The following is a 16,287-nucleotide window of genomic DNA, read 5'->3' as shown; positions in this document are numbered from 1 at the left end:
AACCCGGTTGCCTCGCCGGGTCGGCGCTCCTAGCCTGCCGGGGTGCGGATCCGGGAGTTCGCCCCGCAGGACTGGGCGCAGGTGTGGCCGATCATCTCCGACGTCGTCCGGGCAGAGGAGACCTTCGTCTACGACCCGGCGCTGACCGCCGACGAGGCGTACGACCTATGGGTGGACGTCCCGCCGGGACGTACCGCGGTGGCGGTGGACGGCGAGCGGGTCCTCGGTACGGCCAAGATGGGCCCCAACCGCCCCGGGCCCGGCTCGCACGTCTCCACCGCGAGCTTCATGGTGGCGGCGGACGCGCGCGGTCGCGGTGTGGGCACCGCGCTCTGCCGGGACGCGCTGGACTGGGCGCGGCGGCAGGGGTACGCGGGCATGCAGTTCAACGCGGTCGTGGAGTCCAACCGGGCGGCCGTCGAGGTGTACCTGCGGGAGGGTTTCACGGTGGTCGGCACCGTGCCGGGCGCGTTCCGGCACCCCACCCTCGGCCGGGTCGGCCTGCACGTCATGTACTGCGAGTTCTGACCGGGCCGGTCTTTCCCGGCCGGGCTCAGCCGGCGATCCGCCCGTGCACCACCAGCGCCCAGGTGAGCAGCACGAAGCCGGCGGTCGAGGCGACCGCGCGCACCAGGTTCCAGCGGATCCACGCCGGGGCGAACCGGTCCCGCACCGCCGCGACGTCGGCGAGCCGGTCGGGGTCACCCGCCTGGGCGAGGGCGTTGTTCAGCGGCACGTTGAGCGCCATGGTGACCACCAGGACGACCAGGTAGAGCAGCAGCGCCGCCACGATCCAGGGCAGCGCCGCGCTCCAGTCGCCGCTCGCGTGCAGGGCCGCGGCCGTGCCGGTGAGGAGCAGCGCGCCGAAGAAGCAGCCGAGGAACCAGCCGTTGAGGATGGCCTCGTTGATCCGCTGCATGGCGAGGACCAGCGTGCGGGCGTCGGCACGTGCCAGGCCGGGCATGACGGAGTAGGCGAACGCGGCGAAGAGGCCGGCCATCAGGCCCGTGGTCACCGTCGCGGCGAGCAGGCTCAGCGTGCGCAGCATGGTCATCGGGTCATTAGACGCGCCGTCGGGACGTCCGGGCCACCCCGGTCGCCCCGACGGCGTCGGCCTCAGCGCGCGGGCGCGTACGGGGCCAGCGGATTGACCAGCGTGCCGACGAACTGCAGCGCCGCCGACGGGTCGGCGAGGTCGACCATCTGCTGGTTGTTGCGCAGCTGGAGCCGGTTCAGGCAGGAGAGCGCGAACTCCGGCGCGAACAGGTCGTACCGGGCGATCCGCTCGGCCAGGTGCGGGACGCTCGCCAGGTAGTCGGCGGCGCAGCCGGCCACCGTGCGCCAGAAGGTCTCCTCGGTGAGCGTGCCGGCCTCGGCCAGCACCGCGCAGAGGTGCCGCAGGTAGCAGTCCACGACGTCGGTGAAGATGGCGAGCAGCCGCTCCTCCTCCGGCACGTCGGCCCGGATCCGCTCGACCGCCGGCGGCAGCGGCCGGTCGGGGCTCATCACGACGATCTCCTCGGCGATGTCCTTGAAGATCGCCCGCTCGACGGTGTCCTGGTCGTCGAGGACGAGGATCACGTTCTCGCCGTGCGGCATGAAGGCCAGGTCGTAGGCGTAGAAGGCGTGCAGCAGCGGGGTCAGGTAGGCGTCCAGGTAGCGGCGCAGCCACGCCTGCGGCGTCAGCCCGGACCGGGCGACGAGGGCGGCGGCGAGCGAACCGCCGTCGTGGTCGACGTGCAGCAGCGAGGCCATGGTGGCCAATCGCCGCCCCGGCCCCAGGCTCGGCACCGGGCTCTCCCGCCAGAGCGCGGCGAGCATCTTCCGGTACGGCGAGTACCGGTCGGTGGCCGCCTCGTACTGCTGGTGCCGGTAGCCGACGGCGGCCCGCTCCCGCAGCACGGTGAGCCCGGTCGCGGTGAAGACCTCGTCGGCGGCGATCAGGTCGGCGAGCCAGTCGTTGATGGCCGGGGTGCCCGCCATGTACGCGGCCGAGAGCCCCCGCATGAACCCCATGTTGAGCACGGAGAGCGCGGTCTTGACGTAGTGCCGGTGCGGGTCGGTGAGGTTGAAGAAGGTGCGGATGGACTGCTGGGCGAGGTGTTCGTCGGGCCCGGGACCGAGGCAGACCAGGCGACGCTGCGCCACCTCGCCGGCGAAGGTGACGGCGATCCGGTTCTGCCACTGCCACGGGTGGACCGGGATCAGCAGGTAGTCGTCCAGGTCGAGGCCGAAGCCGGCCAGAACGGCCTCGAACCGGGAGAGCGTCTCGGCACCGAGCTCGCCGGTGATCAGGGCGTCGTAGTCGAGGTCGGCGCCGTGGCTGAACTGCGCGTGGTCGCGGTGCGCCGCGACCCAGACCAGCCGGACCGGGCGGGCCGCCTCCGGGGCGTAACGGTGGTATTCGTCGATGCCGAAACCGAGCCGACCGTTGTTCGCCACGAAGCAGGGGTGCCCCTCGGTCATCGAGGTCTCGATGGTCTGGAAGTCGGCCCCCGCGAGCTCCTTCGCGGTCGGCTGCGGGCGGTCCAGTTTGTACGCGATGCCGGCCAGCGTGGAGGTGATCTCCTCCAGGTAGACCGGGAGGACCTGGTCGGAGAGCCCGAGCGCGGCACGCAGCTCGATGATCAGGTCGACCGCGTCCAGCGGCAACTCGTCGTCGCCGCGGTGCCGGGTGATGCTGGCGGCGTCGATCTGCCAGTGCTCGAGGCTACGCACGACGGCGGCGAAGCGGTACGTCACCGCAGCGTCGTCGCTGCGCAGCACGTACCACTTCGGGGTGTCGCCGGAGCCGGCCGGCTCCGCGGCGGTGGCGCCGGAGGGCGCGGCCGTGGGTTCCGGGGCGAGCAGCCGTTCGTGAGTGAACTCGGCGAGGGCCTTGCGCACCAGCAGCCGGTTGGCTCGGGCCCAGTGCGCGGGGGCGAGGTGGGCGACGGGGTCGAACACGGTCACGCCGAGGCTCCGTCCGTGCTGGGTACGCCGGTGACGGCTGCGGGGCCGGGGCGGCTGGCCGAGCCGAGGCCGGTGGTGGTGTGGAAGCGGGCGCGGGTGCAGATGCTCAACAGGGCGTCCTTCTCGGGTTTCGTGACGGTGCCGACGACGTCGAAGCCGACGGCGGCGTTCAGCGCGTGCACGGCGGTGTTGCGCACGTCCGGCTCGACCACCACCCGTCGCGTCGACGGGTCGGCGAAGAGCCAGGCCATCACCGTGGTGATCACCGCGCGGGTGAAGCCGTGCGCGGGGGCGTCGGCGGGCGCGCAGAGGAAGTGCATGCCCACGTCGCCGGGGTGGGCGTCGTACAGGCCGACCAGCTCGACGCGCGCGGGGTCGTAGCGCTCGGCCAGGAAGGCCGGCCGGCCGCGCCAGTGGCCCAGGTACGCCTCGTGGTGCGGGTGCTCGGCGATGCGCCGGTACTCCTGCGTCACCTCGGCCACGTCGGCGTCCTGCATCAGCCAGAACGCGGCCTTGGGGTGGGTCACCCAGCAGTGCAGCAGCGCGGCGTCGGCCTCCGGCTCGACCGGCCGCAGGGTGAACTCACCCAACCGTGCGTCGAGCCGGCTGAAGACGACCTCGCCGGCCGTGCGCGGCTCCGCGGTGCCCGGCTCGTCCCGGCTGCTCACGACGCCGTTCCCGCCGGTGCGCCGAACTCCTGGAAGGTGATGCTCTTCTCGATCGGGTAGTGCTCGCGGCCGAGCAGCTCCCGGATGATCCAGGAGTTGCGGTACGGACCCATGCCGAGGTCGGGCGAGGTGACGCTGTGGGTGTGGGTGCCGCCGTTCTGGAGGAAGATCTCCCGGCCGGTGTGGTCGATGCTGTAGTTGCGGGCGACGTCGAAGCGCCCGTGCGCGTCCCAGCGGATCCGGTCCCGGACCGGTTCGAGGAAGGCCGGGGGCCGGTAGCCGTAGCCGGTGGCGAGCACCAGCGCCTCGGTCCGGAGGGCGAAGTCCCGCTCCTGCTCGACGTGCCGCAGCCCGAGGGTGTACGTGCCGGTGGCCGGGTCGTACCCGGCGCTCTCCAGCTCCGTGTTGGTGAGCAGCCGGGTGTTCACCGGTCCGCTCACGCTCCGCTCGTAGAGCAGGTCGAAGATCGCGTCGATCAGGTCCGCGCTGATGCCCTTGAAGAGCCCCTTCTGCTCGGACTCCAGCCGGTAGCGGGTCGCCTCCGGCAGGGCGTGGAAGTAGTCCACGTAGTCCGGTGAGGTCATCTCCAGCGTCAGCTTGGTGTATTCCAGCGGGAAGAAGCGGGGCGAGCGGGTGACCCAGTTCAGCTGGTAGCCGTACGTGTCGATGTCGCCGAGCAGGTCGTGGTAGATCTCCGCGGCGCTCTGCCCGCTGCCGATCACCGTGATGCTCCGCCTCGTCCGCAGCGCCGCGCGGTTCTCCAGGTAGCGGGAGGTGTGCACCGGGTCGCCGCCCAGCCCCTCGCACGCCTTCGGCAGGTGCGCTGGGGTGCCGGTGCCGAGCACCAGGTGCCGCGCCCGGTAGGTGACCGTCTCCCCCGCGTCACCGCCCTCCTGTCCCGCGCCGATCCGGGCCCGCACCACGTAGCGCCCGTCGGTCGGGTCGTACTCGACGTCGGTGACCTCGTGGTTGAAGCGCAGGTTCGGCAGCTTCGCGGCGGCCCACCGGCAGTACGCGCTGTACTCACTGCGCAGCGGATAGAAGCTCTCCCGGATGTAGAACGGGTAGAGCCGCCCGGTCTCCTTCAGGTAGTTGAGGAACGAGTAGGGCGAGGTGGGGTCGGCGAGGCTGACCAGGTCGGCCAGGAACGGCGTCTGCAGGCGGGCTGAGGAGAGCAGCATGCCGGGGTGCCAGTCGACGCCCGGCCGGGCCTCCAGGAACACCCCGTCCAGTTCGGGGATCGGCGCGGTGAGGCAGGCCAGGCCGAGGTTGTAGGGGCCGAGGCCGATCGCGATGAAGTCGTGTGTGGACATGACGGCCCTCCCGGGGCGGTTTGCAGGCCTTCGGTGGTCAGCCGACCCGGCAGGCCAGGTCGGCGGTGGTCCGCTCGTGCACGTACCGGCCGGCGTGCTCGGCGATGAGCTGCACCACGTGGCCGACGTCGTCGAGGGTCGTCTCGGGGTTGAGCAGGGTGAACTTGAGGAAGTGCCGGCCGTCGACGGTGGTGCTGGCGACCAGGGCGGCCCCGGAGGCGGCGAGCGCCTCCCGCGCGTACAGGTTCGCCCCGTCGGCGAGGCCCCGGCCCGGCCCGGTGGGCAGGTAGCGGAAGACCACGGTGCTCAGCGGCGACTTGGTCACCACCTCGAACCGGGGGTCCTCGCTGATCAGCTCCCAGGCGCCGGCGGCCCGCTCCACCACCTCGTCGAAGAGCTCACCGAGCTGGTCCGGCCCCATCACCCGCAGGGTCAGCCAGAGCTTGAGGGCGTCGAACCGCCGCGTGGTCTGCAGGCTCTTGTCCACCTGGTTGGGGATGCGCTGCTCGACCATCCGGGCGGGGTTGAGGTAGTCGGCGTGGTAGGTGGCGTGGCGCAGCACCCGCCGGTCGCGGACCAGCAGGGCGCTGGAGCTGACCGGCTGGAAGAAGGACTTGTGGTAATCCACGGTCACCGAGTCGGCCCGCTCGATCCCGTCGAGCAGGTGCCGGCGGGTGGGCGAGGTCAGCAGGCCGCAGCCGTACGCCGCGTCGACGTGCAGCCACACGCCGGCCGCGGCGCAGATCCCGGCGATCTCGTCGAGCGGGTCGATCGAGCCGAAGTCGGTGGTGCCGGCGGTGGCCACCACGGCCATCACCATCTGGCCGTCACGGCGGCAGCGCTCGATCTCCCGGCGCAGCGCCGCCGGGATCATCCGCCGCTGCGCGTCCGTCGGGATCGTGCGCACCGCGTCCGGGGAGAGCCCGAGCAGCTTCGCCGACTTCTGCACGCTGAAGTGGCCGGCCGTCGAGGTGAGCACCCGCAGCCGGGGCAGCAGCTCGGCGCGGGCCTGCGGGCTCGGCGCAGCCTGGCTCGCCTCCTCCCGGGCCAGCAGCATCGCCTGGAGGTTGGACTGGCTGCCCCCACTGGTGAAGACCCCGTCGGCGGCGGGGCCGAGGCCGATCCGCTCCGCAGTCCAGTCGACCAGCCGTCGCTCGATCAGGGTGGCGCCGACGCTCTGGTCCCAGGTGTCCAGCGAGGAGTTCACGGCGGTCAGCACCGCCTCGCCGAGCAGCGCCGGGATCACCACTGGGCAGTTCAGGTGCGCCAGGTAGCGGGGATGGTGGAACCAGACCGCGTCGCGCAGGTAGACCTCGTCGAGCTCGTCGAGCGCGGCCGTTGTGTCGTCGAGCGGCCGGTCCAGGTCGATGCCGGAGACCCGGGGCGCCAGTTCGGCGGGGGTGATCCCGGTGAACGGCCGCTCCACACCGGCGGCCCGCCGCGCGACCCGGCCGACGCCGTCGGCGAGCACCGCGCGGTACCGCGCGGTCGTCCCGCCGTTGAAGAGATGCCCCCGGGCGGCGGTGGAGCCGGGCCGGGCCTCGACCGGGGCCGGGGTGGCCGGGCCGGGCGGGGTCGGGGCGGGCGGACCGGAGGGGCTCGGAACGGCCTCGACGGGGTACGCCGGCAGACTCATGGAAAGGTCCTCCACACTCGGTTGCGGACGGAGCTGATCTCGGGCAGCCGGAACCCGCCGCCCGGGTGGGGCGGCAGGACGGCGGGGTGGGCAGGCGTGGCGGACGGGGTGCCGGAGCGGGGCGGCGGGTGCCGCGGGTGTCAGGACGAGGCCGGTCGACTGTGGAGTGTCCCGGTCGGGGCTCCGCCCCGCGGCGTCAGCTCAGCTTCTTCGCGGAGCGGATGGCGGTGGCGAGGTGCTCCAGCAGCGGCGCGGCGCCGGCGTAGGAGAACCGTGGCACGGCGTCCCAGGGCGTGACCTGGTTGGCCTTGACCGCGGGCAGCTGCGCCCAGGTCGGCTTGGCGGCGAGGTCCTTGGGCTGCAGTGCGGTGCTGCGGTTGTCGAGCAGGATCAGGTCGGCCGGGAACTTGCCGGCGTTCTCCCAGCTCAAGGCCTCGAAGTAGTCTCCCGACTCGAGCTTGGTGGGGACCACGATGTCGACCCCGAGCTCGGCGAAGTACATCAGGTCGGTGCTGACCTTCGGGTTGGAGACGTAGAAGAGGTCCGGGCTGCCGGAGGCGGCCATCACCTTGATGCCCGGGTTCGCCTTGACCGCCTGGCGGACCGACTCGGCCGCCGCCTCGAAGCGGGCCTTGGCGTCGGTGACCTTCTTCGCGGAGAGGTCCGCGCCGAGGGACTCGGCGAGTCGGGCGTAGCGCTCGATCGGCGTGGTCATCGGCACCCGGGCGGTGGTGATCGCCACGCTGGGCGCGAGCGGCAGGATCTTGTCCTTGCTCTCGTCCGGGACGTACCAGAGCGCCCCGGGGTCGTACATGTGGGTGACGAGCAGCTCGGGGCGCGAGGCGGCGTACTTCTCGACGCTGAACTCTCCCCAGACGTTGCCGAGGATCTCCATGCTCTCCACGTTCAGGTCACCGGCCTGCGGGTCGGTCGTGCCGTCGGCCCGCTTCGTCTCACCGAACACGCCGACGATCTGCTTGTCGAGTCCGAAGTCGACGAGCGCGGCGGCGGTGCCGGTGAAGGCCACGACCCGGGCCGGCCGGTTCTCGGCGCTCACCTTCTCGCCTCGGTCGTCGGTGAAGGTCCAAGGGCCACCGTCGCCGCTGGACGGGGCCGCCGGGTCACCGTCGCCGCAGCCGGTCAGCAGGAGGCCGAAGGCGGCGGCCCCGCCGGCCAGGAGGCCGCGGCGGGAGAGGCGACGGGCGGAGGTGGAACTGAGCATGGTGTCGTCTTTCGATCGGGGTCCAGAGTGAGCATGGACAGCGCGGTTAGGTTAACCTAACCTAATTCGCTGTCAAGTCTCGTTCGGCGTTTCACCCCCACCGGAGCCCACACTGTCCGTCGTCCAGTCATCACCGCCCGGCATCACCGCGAGGGCCACCGCACCAGGTCCGACCCGGCACGGGCGGGCCACCGTACGGGCGGTCGGCCTCGTCGCCGCCGTGGCGGTGCTCGCGACCGTCATCGTGCTCAGCATCACGGTCGGGGCGAAGCAACTACCCCTCGCCGACGTCTGGTCGGGCCTACGCGACAGCGGTTCGGCCGAGTACGCGGTGGTCCACCAGATGCGCCTGCCGCGTACGCTGCTCGGCCTGCTCGCGGGCGCGGCGCTCGGCGTCGCCGGCGCGGTCATGCAGGCGCTCACCCGCAACCCGCTCGCCGACCCGGGTCTGCTCGGCATCAACGCGGGCGCCTCCGCCGCGGTGGCCACCGCCGCACTGGTCGGCGTGACGGCCCTCAACGGGTACGTGTGGTTCGCGCTGCTCGGCGCGGCGGCGGTGACCGCGCTGGTCTACGCCGTCGGCGGCGGGCGGGGCGCCACCCCGGCCCGACTCGCGCTGGCCGGCGCGGCGCTCAACGCCACCCTCTACTCGTACGTCAGCGCGGTGATGCTGCTCGACACCGCCTCGCTGGACCGGCTCCGTTTCTGGACCGTCGGCTCGCTGGCCAGCGCCGACACCGCGACCGTCAGCCGGGTGGCGCCGTTCATCGGGGCGGGCCTGCTGGTCGCGCTCGTCACCGCGCGCCCGCTCAACGCGCTCGCCCTCGGCGACGACGCGGCCCGGGCCCTCGGCGCGCGACCCACACTCATCCGGGCGGCCGTCATCACGGCGGTCACCCTGCTCTGCGGGGCCGCCACCGCCGCCTGCGGGCCGATCGTCTTCGTCGGCCTGCTCGTGCCGCACCTGGTCCGCGCGCTCACCGGGCCCGACCTGCGCTGGCTGCTGCCCTACTGCGCACTGCTCGCGCCGGCGCTGCTGCTCGGCGCCGACGTGCTGGGCCGGGTGCTCGGCCGCCCCGGCGAACTCCAGGTGGGCATGGTGACGGCCGTGCTCGGCGGGCCGCTCTTCCTCTGGCTGGTGCTGCGCAGGCGGGTGGCCCGACCGTGACCGTGCTGCGTACCCCAGGCGGGCTCTCCCTGCGGTTCCGCCCCCGCGCGCTCGCCGTCGGCGCCGGCTGCGCCCTGCTCGCCGCGGGCCTCGGCGTGCTGGCGGTCGCCGGCGGCGACTACCCGATGACCCCGGCCGACGTGCTGCGCACCCTCTTCGGCGGCGGCACCCCGGCCGAGGAGTTCATCATCCACGAGCTGCGACTGCCCCGGCTGGTCACCGCGCTGCTGGTGGGCGCGGCCCTGGCGCTGGCCGGGGCGGTCTTCCAGTCACTGGTCCGCAACCCGCTGGGCAGCCCCGACATGCTCGGCTTCACCCAGGGCGCGTCGACCGGCGCGCTGGTCGTGGTGGTGCTCGGCGGCAGCAGCCTCGCCCTCTCCGGGGCGGCCGTGGCGAGCGGCCTCGCCACCGGCCTCGTCGTCTACCTGCTCACCTGGCGCAACGGCGTGCACGGCTACCGGCTGATCCTGGTCGGCATCGGCATCACCGCCATCCTCACCGGGGTCAACGGCTACCTGCTGACCCGGGCGCCGCTGATGGACGCGGCCCGGGCGGTGCTCTGGCTCACCGGCAGCCTGGACGGGCGGGGCTGGTCCGAGGCGCTGCCGCTGCTGATCGTGCTGGCGGTGCTCGCCCCGCTGGTGCTCCTCGGCTGCGGTCCGGCGCTGCGGATGCTGGAGATGGGCGACGACACCGCCGCCGCGCTCGGCGTCCCGGTGCGGCGGCTACGAATGGTGCTGCTCGCCGCGGCGGTGCTGCTGGTCTCCTTCGCGGCGGCGACCGCCGGGCCGGTGTCGTTCGTGGCGTTGACCGCACCGCACCTGGCCCGACGGCTGACCCGCTCACCCGGGCCGAACCTGCTCCCCGCCATGGCGGTGGGCGCGACACTGCTGGTGGGAGCCGACCTGCTGGCCCAGCGGGCGTTCACCGGTCACCAGCTCCCGGCCGGCGCGATCACCGGCGCGATCGGTGGGGCGTACCTGGTCTGGCTGCTGGCCGTGCAGCGGCGGGCGGGCCGGTTGTGAGCATTTCCGCGGGTCCCGCAGACGGCGAAACCGCCCCGAACACCAGCGACGAGAACGGAGCACCATCCATGCAGGCCGGCCCTCCTCGGCTCAGCGGCACCGGGATGACCCTCGCGTACGACCGGCGCACCATCGCCGAGGACCTGACCGTCGCCGTACCGGACCGCTCCTTCACGGTGGTGATCGGGCCCAACGCGTGCGGCAAGTCCACCCTGCTCCGGGCGCTGTCACGGATGCTCAAGCCGACGACCGGCGCGGTGCTGCTCGACGGCGAGGACATCCACCGCCGGCCGGCCCGCCAGGTCGCCCGTACGCTCGGTCTGCTGCCGCAGTCCTCGATCGCGCCGGACGGCATCACCGTGGCCGAACTGGTGGCCCGGGGCCGGTACCCGCACCAGGGCCTGCTGCGGCAGTGGTCGCGCGAGGACGAGCGGGTCGTCGAGGAGTCGATGACGGCCACCGGCGTCGCCGACCTCGCCGACCGGGCCGTCGACGAGCTCTCCGGCGGTCAACGCCAGCGGGTCTGGATCGCCATGACGCTGGCCCAGCAGACCCCGCTGCTGCTGCTCGACGAGCCCACCACCTACCTGGACATCGCCCACCAGATCGAGATCCTCGACCTCTGCGCCCGGCTGCACGAGGAGCAGGGCCGCACGCTGGTCGCGGTGCTGCACGACCTGAACCACGCCGCCCGGTACGCCACCCACCTGATCGCGATGCGCGACGGTCGGGTCGTCGCCGCCGGGCCACCCGCCGAGGTGGTCACCGCGGAGCGGGTCGAGGAGGTGTTCGGGCTGCCCTGCCGGGTGATCGAGGACCCGGAGACCGGCACCCCGCTGGTCGTGCCGGCCGCGCGTCGACCGGCCGCACAGCTCGCCCCGGAGCCGGCGTGACCGCCCGAATCTTCCGCGACCCGTGGGGTGTCCCGCACCTGCGGGCGGCCGACGAGACGGCGCTCGCGGCGGCGCAGGGCCGGGTGACCGCGTACGACCGGGCCTGGCAACTGGAGGTGGAGCGGCACCGGGCCCAGGGCACCAGCGCGGCCTTCCTCGGCGCCGACGAGCTGGGCTGGGACCGGTTCGCCCGGCAGGCGCGGCTGACGGACACCGCCCGCCGCTGCCACGCCGCTCTGGATCCGGCCACCGCCGCGTGGGTGGGGGCCTACGTCGAGGGGGTCAACGCCGGCCTCACCGCCGGGGCGGCGCGGGCGCCGCAGTTCGCCGCCGTCGGGCTGGCGCCCGGCCGGTGGGAGCCGTGGACCCCGCTGGCCGTCTGGCTCTCCCATCACGTCCTCTTCGCCAACCTGCCGACGAAGCTGTGGCGCGAGCATGTGGCCGAGCGCCTCGGCGAACGGTGGATGAACCTCTTCGCCGCCGACGCGCCCGCCACGACGGGCAGCAACGGGTGGCTGCTCGCCGGTGAGCGCACCGCCGACGGGGCCGCCCTGCTGGCCGGGGATCCGCACCGCTTCATCGAGGACCCCGGCATGTACCAGCAGATCCGGCTGGCCTGCCCGGAGTACGACGTGGTCGGTCTGGCGGTGCCCGGGGTGCCCGGCCTCGCCCACTTCGGACACACCGGCGGCGTGGCCTGGGCGATCACCAACGCGATGGCCGACTACCAGGACCTCTACGCGGAGCGGCTGCGTCGCCGCGGCGCGGCCGTCGAGGCGTACGGCCCGGACGGCTGGGAGCCGGCGGCCGCGCACACGGAGACCGTCGAGGTGTCCGGGGGTGAGCCGGTCCACGTCGAGGTGGTGGAGACCGCTCGCGGGCCGGTGGTGATCGGCGGCCCGGACGACGGAACGGCGATCAGCCTCCGCTATCCGCCCCGGGTGCTGGCGGAGCTGGGTTTCGGGGCGCTGCCGGCCCTGCTGCGCGCCCGGACGGTCGCCGACGTGGACGCGGCCGTCGACCGCTGGATCGAGCCGGTCAACGTGCTCCAGGCCGCCGACACCTCGGGTGGGCTGCTGCACCGGGTCGCCGGGGCGGTGCCGGTGCGGCATCCGGCGAACCGGCTGCGGGTGGTCCCCGCCTGGTCGGCGCGGCACGCCTGGGAGGGCTGGCACGCGCCGATGCCGCGCGCCGAGGTGGGCGACGTCGCGGTGATGGCGAACGCCCGTGGGCTCGCCACGCCGCTCGGCGTCGAGTTCGCCCCACCGCACCGGGCGGACCGGATCCGCGAGCTGCTCGACGCGGGCGGCGGCTGGACGGCCGAGGCGATGGCGACCGTCCATACCGACACCTACCTCGCCTCGGCAGGCCCTCTGATCGGGCGGTTGGCGGCGCTCACCGGGCTCACTCCGGCCGCCGCCGCCCTGCGTGACCGGCTGCTGGGCTGGGACCGCCGGATGGACGCCGGCAGCCGCGACGCCACTGCGTACGCGCTGGTGCGGGCGGCTCTCGTCCGGCGGCTCGCCGCCCACGATGCGCTCGCCCCGCTCGCCGACCCGCCGGCGTATCCGGAGGTGTTCCGGCCCTGGCTGGCGCTCGCGCCGCGGGTGGCCCACGCCGTCGAGGCGGTGCTGGGCAGCGGCCTGCTGCCCGAGGAGGCCACCGAGGCGCTGCTGCGCGCCGCCGTCGAGGAGGTGTCGGACGAGGAGCTGCCGCGCTGGGGCGAGCTGCACCGGCTCACCCCGTGGCGGGCGCTGCCGGAGCCGGACGGGGCGCCGGTGCCGGGCCTGGCCGGGGACCACGACTGTGTGCTCTCCACCTCCAGCGTGCCGGGCGTCACCCACGACTGCCTGCGCGGGCCGGCGGCGCGCTACGTCTGGGACCTCGGCGACCGCGACCGCAGCCGCTGGGTGGTGCCCTTCGGCGCCTGCGGGGTGCGCGGGGACCCGCACCACCACGACCAGACGCCGGCCTGGCTCGCCGGCGACCTGCTGCCCGTGACGACCGACTGGGACCAGCTCACCGAGGAGCGTCATGACCACTGACCAGGACATCACCGGGACCGACCCGCACCGCTACGAGCGGGACGTCACCGGGTTCGGCCGGGTCACCGTCCGCCCCATCGACCCGGAGGGCGACGTCGACCTGCTGCACGGCTGGGTGACGCAGGAGCGGGCCGGGTTCTGGGGCATGCTGGACGCCGACCGCGAGCGGGTGCGGGAGATCTACGCGTACCTGGACTCGCTGACGACGCACCACGCCTACCTGGTGCACCGCGACGGGCTGCCGGTGGCGCTGTTCCAGACGTACCAGCCGGAGGCCGACCCGGTCGGCGAGTGCTACCCGGTCCAGCCCGGGGACTTCGGCCTGCACCTCTTCGTCGGCCCGGCGCCCGCCTCCGAGCAGGGCTTCACCGGGCGGCTGTTCGGGGTGCTGCTCGACTTCGTCTGGGCCGACCCGGGCCGGCGGCGGCTGCTGGCCGAGCCGGACGCGCGCAACGAGCGGGCGGTCGCCCGGCTGCTGCGTGCCGGCTTCCGGCTCGGGCCGCTGATCGACAAGCCGGAGAAGCGGGCCCGGCTACTCTTCCTCGACAGGCCGTCCACCGAGGATCGGCCGAGCGCCACCGGCGACGAGCCGACCGCCGCCGAGCGCTGACGGCGGGCCGACTTCCGGGCGGGCACTGCTGGCGCGACGCCGGCCGGTAGGCGCTGACGGCGGCCCGTGGGCGCTGACGGCCGGACGCCGGCCGGCGGCGAGCGCGCCACCGGCCGGTCACCGGGCGGGTCAGGGAATCGTCAGGCCGTACGCGGCCAGGATCTCCCCGATCGGCTGGTAGAACGTGGTGCCGCCGCTGGTGCAGTTGCCGCTGCCGCCGGAGAGGACGCCGACGATCCGGCCGGTCGCGGCGACGTAGAGCGGGCCGCCGCTGTCGCCGGGCTCGGCGCAGATGTTGGTGCGGATCAGGCCGTACACCACCCCGGTGGAGTAGTTGACCGTCTGATTCAGCCCGGTGATAGTGCCGCAGCGCACGCCGGTGGTCGAACCGCTGCGGCAGACCGCCAGGCCGATGGTGGCGGTGGCGGTGCCGGGGACGGGGAGCAGGCCCGGGTAGGTGTAGACCGCGCTGGGGCGGGGGATCGTGCCGGTGTAGCGCACCACGCCGTAGTCGTTGCCGGGGAAGCTGGTGCCGGTGCGGACGCCGAGCACGGTGGTGCCGGCCGCGTTCGCGTACCAGGTGCCGGCCGCGTTGGTGCAGTGCCCGGCGGTGACGAAGTAGGAGGTGCTGCCACTGCGGACGTTCGCGCCGAGCGAGCATCGCCCGCCGCCGCCGTAGATCGCCTCGCCGGCCGCGATCAGCGTGCTCAGCCGGCCGGGTTCCCGGCGCAGCTCGGCGCCGGCCCGGGCCGCGGTGGCGCGCAGCGCCGCCAGCGCGGGGCCGGTCACGGTCTCGTCGGCGGTGAGGGTCATCCGACCGGTGGCCGGGTCGATCCCCCAGGTGACACCGGCGGTACGCACCTCGCTGAGCACGCGCGCCGCGGCGCCGTGGTCGGGGCGGGCGGCCGCGTCGGCGCGGGCCGGTCCGGCGTCGGGTTCTGCCTGCGCGGCGGCGGGGGTGCCGAGCAGCAGGGCGGTCAGGACGAGGGCGACGAGCGGGAGACGACGCATCCGAGCCTCCGATCCAATCGGTGATTGTCGATGCGCATCCAGCATCCGCCGAGTTCGGGCGGCCTTCAAGCCCCACCGGGGAGCGGATCGCGCCGCGCTCGTCGGCGAAGTCAGGCCGGCGCGGCGGGCAGCACCACGCGCGGCAGGAAAGCGACGCCGCGCGGCCGCCACTCCCTCGGATAGCCCAGCGACACCTCCTCGAAGCGGACCCCGTTGTACCGGGTGGTGCGCGGGATGTGCAGGTGGCCGTAGACCACCGCCGCCGCGCGGAAACGCAGGTGCCAGTCCGCGGTACGGGTGGTGCCGCACCACTGGGCGAACTCCGGATGACGCAGGATCCGGGTCGGTTCGCGGACCAGCGGGAAGTGGTTCACCAGCACCGTCGGCCGCCCCGGGTCGATCGCCGCCAACCGCCGCTCGGTGTACGCCACCCGGGCCGCGCACCAGGCGTCGCGCCCCGGGTACGGGTCGGGATGCAGCAGCATCTCGTCGGTGCAGACCACCCCGGCGTCGTACGCCCGGCGCAGCGACTCCTCCTTGTTCACCGTGCCGGGGGCGTGGAACGAGTAGTCGTAGAGCGTGAACAGCGGCGCGACGGTCACCGGGCCGTCCGGACCGGGCCAGACCGGGTACGCGTCCTCGGGGGTGAGCACGCCCAGCTCGCGGCAGGTCGAGACCAACTCCCGGTAGCGCGCCTCGCCACGCAGCTGGACCGGATCGTCGCGCAGCGTCCAGAGCTCGTGGTTGCCGGGCGCCCAGATCACGGTGTGGAACCGGTCGCGCAGCAGCGCCAGCGTCGCGCGGACGTCGGCGAAGTACTCGGCCACGTCACCGGCGACGATCAGCCAGTCGTCGTCCGCACCGGGGCGCAGCCCGTCGACGACTTCGCGGTTCTCGGCGTACCGGACGTGCAGGTCGCTGACCGCGAGCAGTCGTCCCCCGCTCACCGGGCCCGGCCACCGGCTGCGGCGGCCGTCCGACGATCGATCGTCCGCACCCCCACGCCCGTACCCCCTGCCCACCCGACGGTCCGCAGTAGATTACGCCCCTCGACTCCCCCGTCGTCGATCATGAGGTTGACCGGCGCGACCCGCCGACGCGCCACCCGCAAACGTCATGATCGACGCGGGAGACCGGCCGGGAGGGGCGGGAGGGGGTCAGGAGAGTTCGCTGCGGAGCCAGGTGGCCAGGTCGCGGGCGCAGGCGTCCACCGACTCCTGCCAGCTGCGCACCGCACCGTCGCCCGCCTCGTCGCTGACCCGCTTGATCAGCCGGCACGGCACCCCCGCCTGCGCCGCGGCCGAGGCGATCGCGTACCCCTCCATGTCGACGAGGTCCGCGCGCTGCGCGAGCCGGGCCCGGGTCGCGTCGTCAGCGACGAACGTGTCGCCGGTGGCGAGCACCGTCGGCTGCGTGCCGAGCGTCAGCGGCGCGCCGCAGATGTGCCCGGTGAGGTTGCGCAGCAGCTCGGTGTCGAGGTCGTGCTGGAAGACGCTGCCGATCTCGTGGAGGCCGTCCCAGCCGGGTCGCAGCGCACCGGCGGTGCCGAGGTTGACCACCAGGCTCGGCCGTACGCCGCCGGCCAGGGTCGCCGCCAGGGCCGTCGCCGCGTTGACCTTGCCCATCCCGGTCACCAGCACCGGCAGGTCGGTGTCGAGGTGCGCGGCCTCCTCCTCGAGGGCGAGCACGAGCAGCGGGGCATCGGACCGGATCTTGCCACGAAGGATCACCGGCGCATCGTACG

15 protein-coding genes are annotated in these 16,287 nt (G+C 73.8%); 6 read left to right on the top strand and 9 right to left on the bottom strand.

Translation table 11 applies throughout. The annotated features are described in order from the left end of the window. Window positions 1-42: 42 nt before the first annotated feature. Complete coding sequence (locus D7147_RS07850; RefSeq protein WP_120675061.1) at window positions 43-528, top strand: GNAT family N-acetyltransferase; 486 nt, start codon at window positions 43-45, stop codon at window positions 526-528. A gap of 25 nt (window positions 529-553) precedes the next feature. Here D7147_RS07850 and D7147_RS07845 read toward each other — a convergent pair whose 3' ends face one another. The 6 genes from D7147_RS07845 to D7147_RS07820 form a co-directional block, all read right to left on the bottom strand. After that, window positions 554-1,054, bottom strand: coding sequence for an anthrone oxygenase family protein (locus D7147_RS07845; RefSeq protein ID WP_120675059.1), 501 nt, complete (start codon window positions 1,052-1,054; stop codon window positions 554-556). Between the two features lie 62 nt (window positions 1,055-1,116). After that, on the bottom strand, window positions 1,117-2,952 hold the full coding sequence (locus tag D7147_RS07840) for an IucA/IucC family protein (RefSeq protein ID WP_120675056.1): 1,836 nt from the start codon (window positions 2,950-2,952) through the stop codon (window positions 1,117-1,119). Beyond that, window positions 2,949-3,542: a GNAT family N-acetyltransferase gene (locus D7147_RS07835; protein WP_120675357.1), complete on the bottom strand. Its 594-nt coding sequence runs from the start codon at window positions 3,540-3,542 to the stop codon at window positions 2,949-2,951. The genes D7147_RS07840 and D7147_RS07835 overlap by 4 nt, the downstream gene beginning before the upstream one ends. Window positions 3,543-3,616: 74 nt before the next feature. After that, entirely contained in the window at window positions 3,617-4,933 is a 1,317-nt protein-coding gene (locus tag D7147_RS07830) for a lysine N(6)-hydroxylase/L-ornithine N(5)-oxygenase family protein (protein ID WP_120675054.1), read from the bottom strand. 37 nt (window positions 4,934-4,970) lie between these two features. Next, window positions 4,971-6,569 (bottom strand): pyridoxal phosphate-dependent decarboxylase family protein, encoded by a 1,599-nt coding sequence (locus tag D7147_RS07825; RefSeq protein WP_120675052.1) that lies wholly within the window; start codon window positions 6,567-6,569, stop codon window positions 4,971-4,973. A 196-nt stretch (window positions 6,570-6,765) separates the two neighbouring features. Further along, a complete protein-coding gene (locus tag D7147_RS07820) occupies window positions 6,766-7,791 on the bottom strand; it encodes an ABC transporter substrate-binding protein (RefSeq protein ID WP_120675050.1) in 1,026 nt (341 codons plus the stop codon). Window positions 7,792-7,855: 64 nt separating this feature from the next. Here D7147_RS07820 and D7147_RS07815 point away from each other — a divergent pair, with 64 nt between their 5' ends. The 5 genes from D7147_RS07815 (at window position 7,856) to D7147_RS07795 (ending at window position 13,532) form a co-directional block, all read left to right on the top strand. Beyond that, window positions 7,856-8,959, top strand: a complete 1,104-nt coding sequence (locus tag D7147_RS07815; RefSeq protein ID WP_407663322.1) for a FecCD family ABC transporter permease — start codon at window positions 7,856-7,858, stop codon at window positions 8,957-8,959. Beyond that, window positions 8,956-9,984, top strand: a complete 1,029-nt coding sequence (locus tag D7147_RS07810) for a FecCD family ABC transporter permease (protein ID WP_120675045.1) — start codon at window positions 8,956-8,958, stop codon at window positions 9,982-9,984. The genes D7147_RS07815 and D7147_RS07810 overlap by 4 nt, the downstream gene beginning before the upstream one ends. A gap of 104 nt (window positions 9,985-10,088) precedes the next feature. Continuing rightward, on the top strand, window positions 10,089-10,877 hold the full coding sequence (locus D7147_RS07805) for an ABC transporter ATP-binding protein (protein WP_199734123.1): 789 nt from the start codon (window positions 10,089-10,091) through the stop codon (window positions 10,875-10,877). Then, on the top strand, window positions 10,874-12,922 hold the full coding sequence (locus D7147_RS07800; RefSeq protein ID WP_120675041.1) for a penicillin acylase family protein: 2,049 nt from the start codon (window positions 10,874-10,876) through the stop codon (window positions 12,920-12,922). Before D7147_RS07805 ends, D7147_RS07800 begins: the two co-directional genes overlap by 4 nt. Next, on the top strand, window positions 12,912-13,532 hold the full coding sequence (locus tag D7147_RS07795) for a GNAT family N-acetyltransferase (RefSeq protein WP_120675039.1): 621 nt from the start codon (window positions 12,912-12,914) through the stop codon (window positions 13,530-13,532). Before D7147_RS07800 ends, D7147_RS07795 begins: the two co-directional genes overlap by 11 nt. A gap of 129 nt (window positions 13,533-13,661) precedes the next feature. Here the strand turns inward: D7147_RS07795 and D7147_RS07790 are convergent, their stop codons facing one another. The 3 genes from D7147_RS07790 to D7147_RS07780 all read right to left on the bottom strand — a co-directional run bounded on the left by D7147_RS07790 (window position 13,662) and on the right by D7147_RS07780 (window position 16,273). Next, entirely contained in the window at window positions 13,662-14,543 is an 882-nt protein-coding gene (locus tag D7147_RS07790) for a S1 family peptidase (RefSeq protein WP_120675037.1), read from the bottom strand. 110 nt (window positions 14,544-14,653) lie between these two features. Beyond that, a complete protein-coding gene (locus tag D7147_RS07785; protein WP_120675035.1) occupies window positions 14,654-15,490 on the bottom strand; it encodes a metallophosphoesterase family protein in 837 nt (278 codons plus the stop codon). A gap of 210 nt (window positions 15,491-15,700) precedes the next feature. After that, entirely contained in the window at window positions 15,701-16,273 is a 573-nt protein-coding gene (locus D7147_RS07780) for a nucleosidase (protein ID WP_120675033.1), read from the bottom strand. Window positions 16,274-16,287: the final 14 nt, after the last annotated feature.

This window comes from Micromonospora musae, assembly GCF_003626545.1.
GTDB classification, from domain to species: domain Bacteria; phylum Actinomycetota; class Actinomycetes; order Mycobacteriales; family Micromonosporaceae; genus Micromonospora; species Micromonospora musae.
Note: the sequence above shows the minus strand (reverse complement) of the source record. Positions and strands in the feature narration are given on the sequence as shown.

Bases quoted from the DNA above. Each gene is read 5' to 3' on its own strand.
- D7147_RS07845 (WP_120675059.1), bottom strand. From the start codon at position 1,054: ATGACCATGCTGCGCACGCTGAGCCTGCTCGCCGCGACGGTGACCACG.
- D7147_RS07830 (WP_120675054.1), bottom strand. From the start codon at position 4,933: ATGTCCACACACGACTTCATCGCGATCGGCCTCGGCCCCTACAACCTC.
- D7147_RS07825 (WP_120675052.1), bottom strand. From the start codon at position 6,569: ATGAGTCTGCCGGCGTACCCCGTCGAGGCCGTTCCGAGCCCCTCCGGT.
- D7147_RS07820 (WP_120675050.1), bottom strand. From the start codon at position 7,791: ATGCTCAGTTCCACCTCCGCCCGTCGCCTCTCCCGCCGCGGCCTCCTG.
- D7147_RS07805 (WP_199734123.1), top strand. From the start codon at position 10,089: ATGACCCTCGCGTACGACCGGCGCACCATCGCCGAGGACCTGACCGTC.
- D7147_RS07795 (WP_120675039.1), top strand. From the start codon at position 12,912: ATGACCACTGACCAGGACATCACCGGGACCGACCCGCACCGCTACGAG.
- D7147_RS07790 (WP_120675037.1), bottom strand. From the start codon at position 14,543: ATGCGTCGTCTCCCGCTCGTCGCCCTCGTCCTGACCGCCCTGCTGCTC.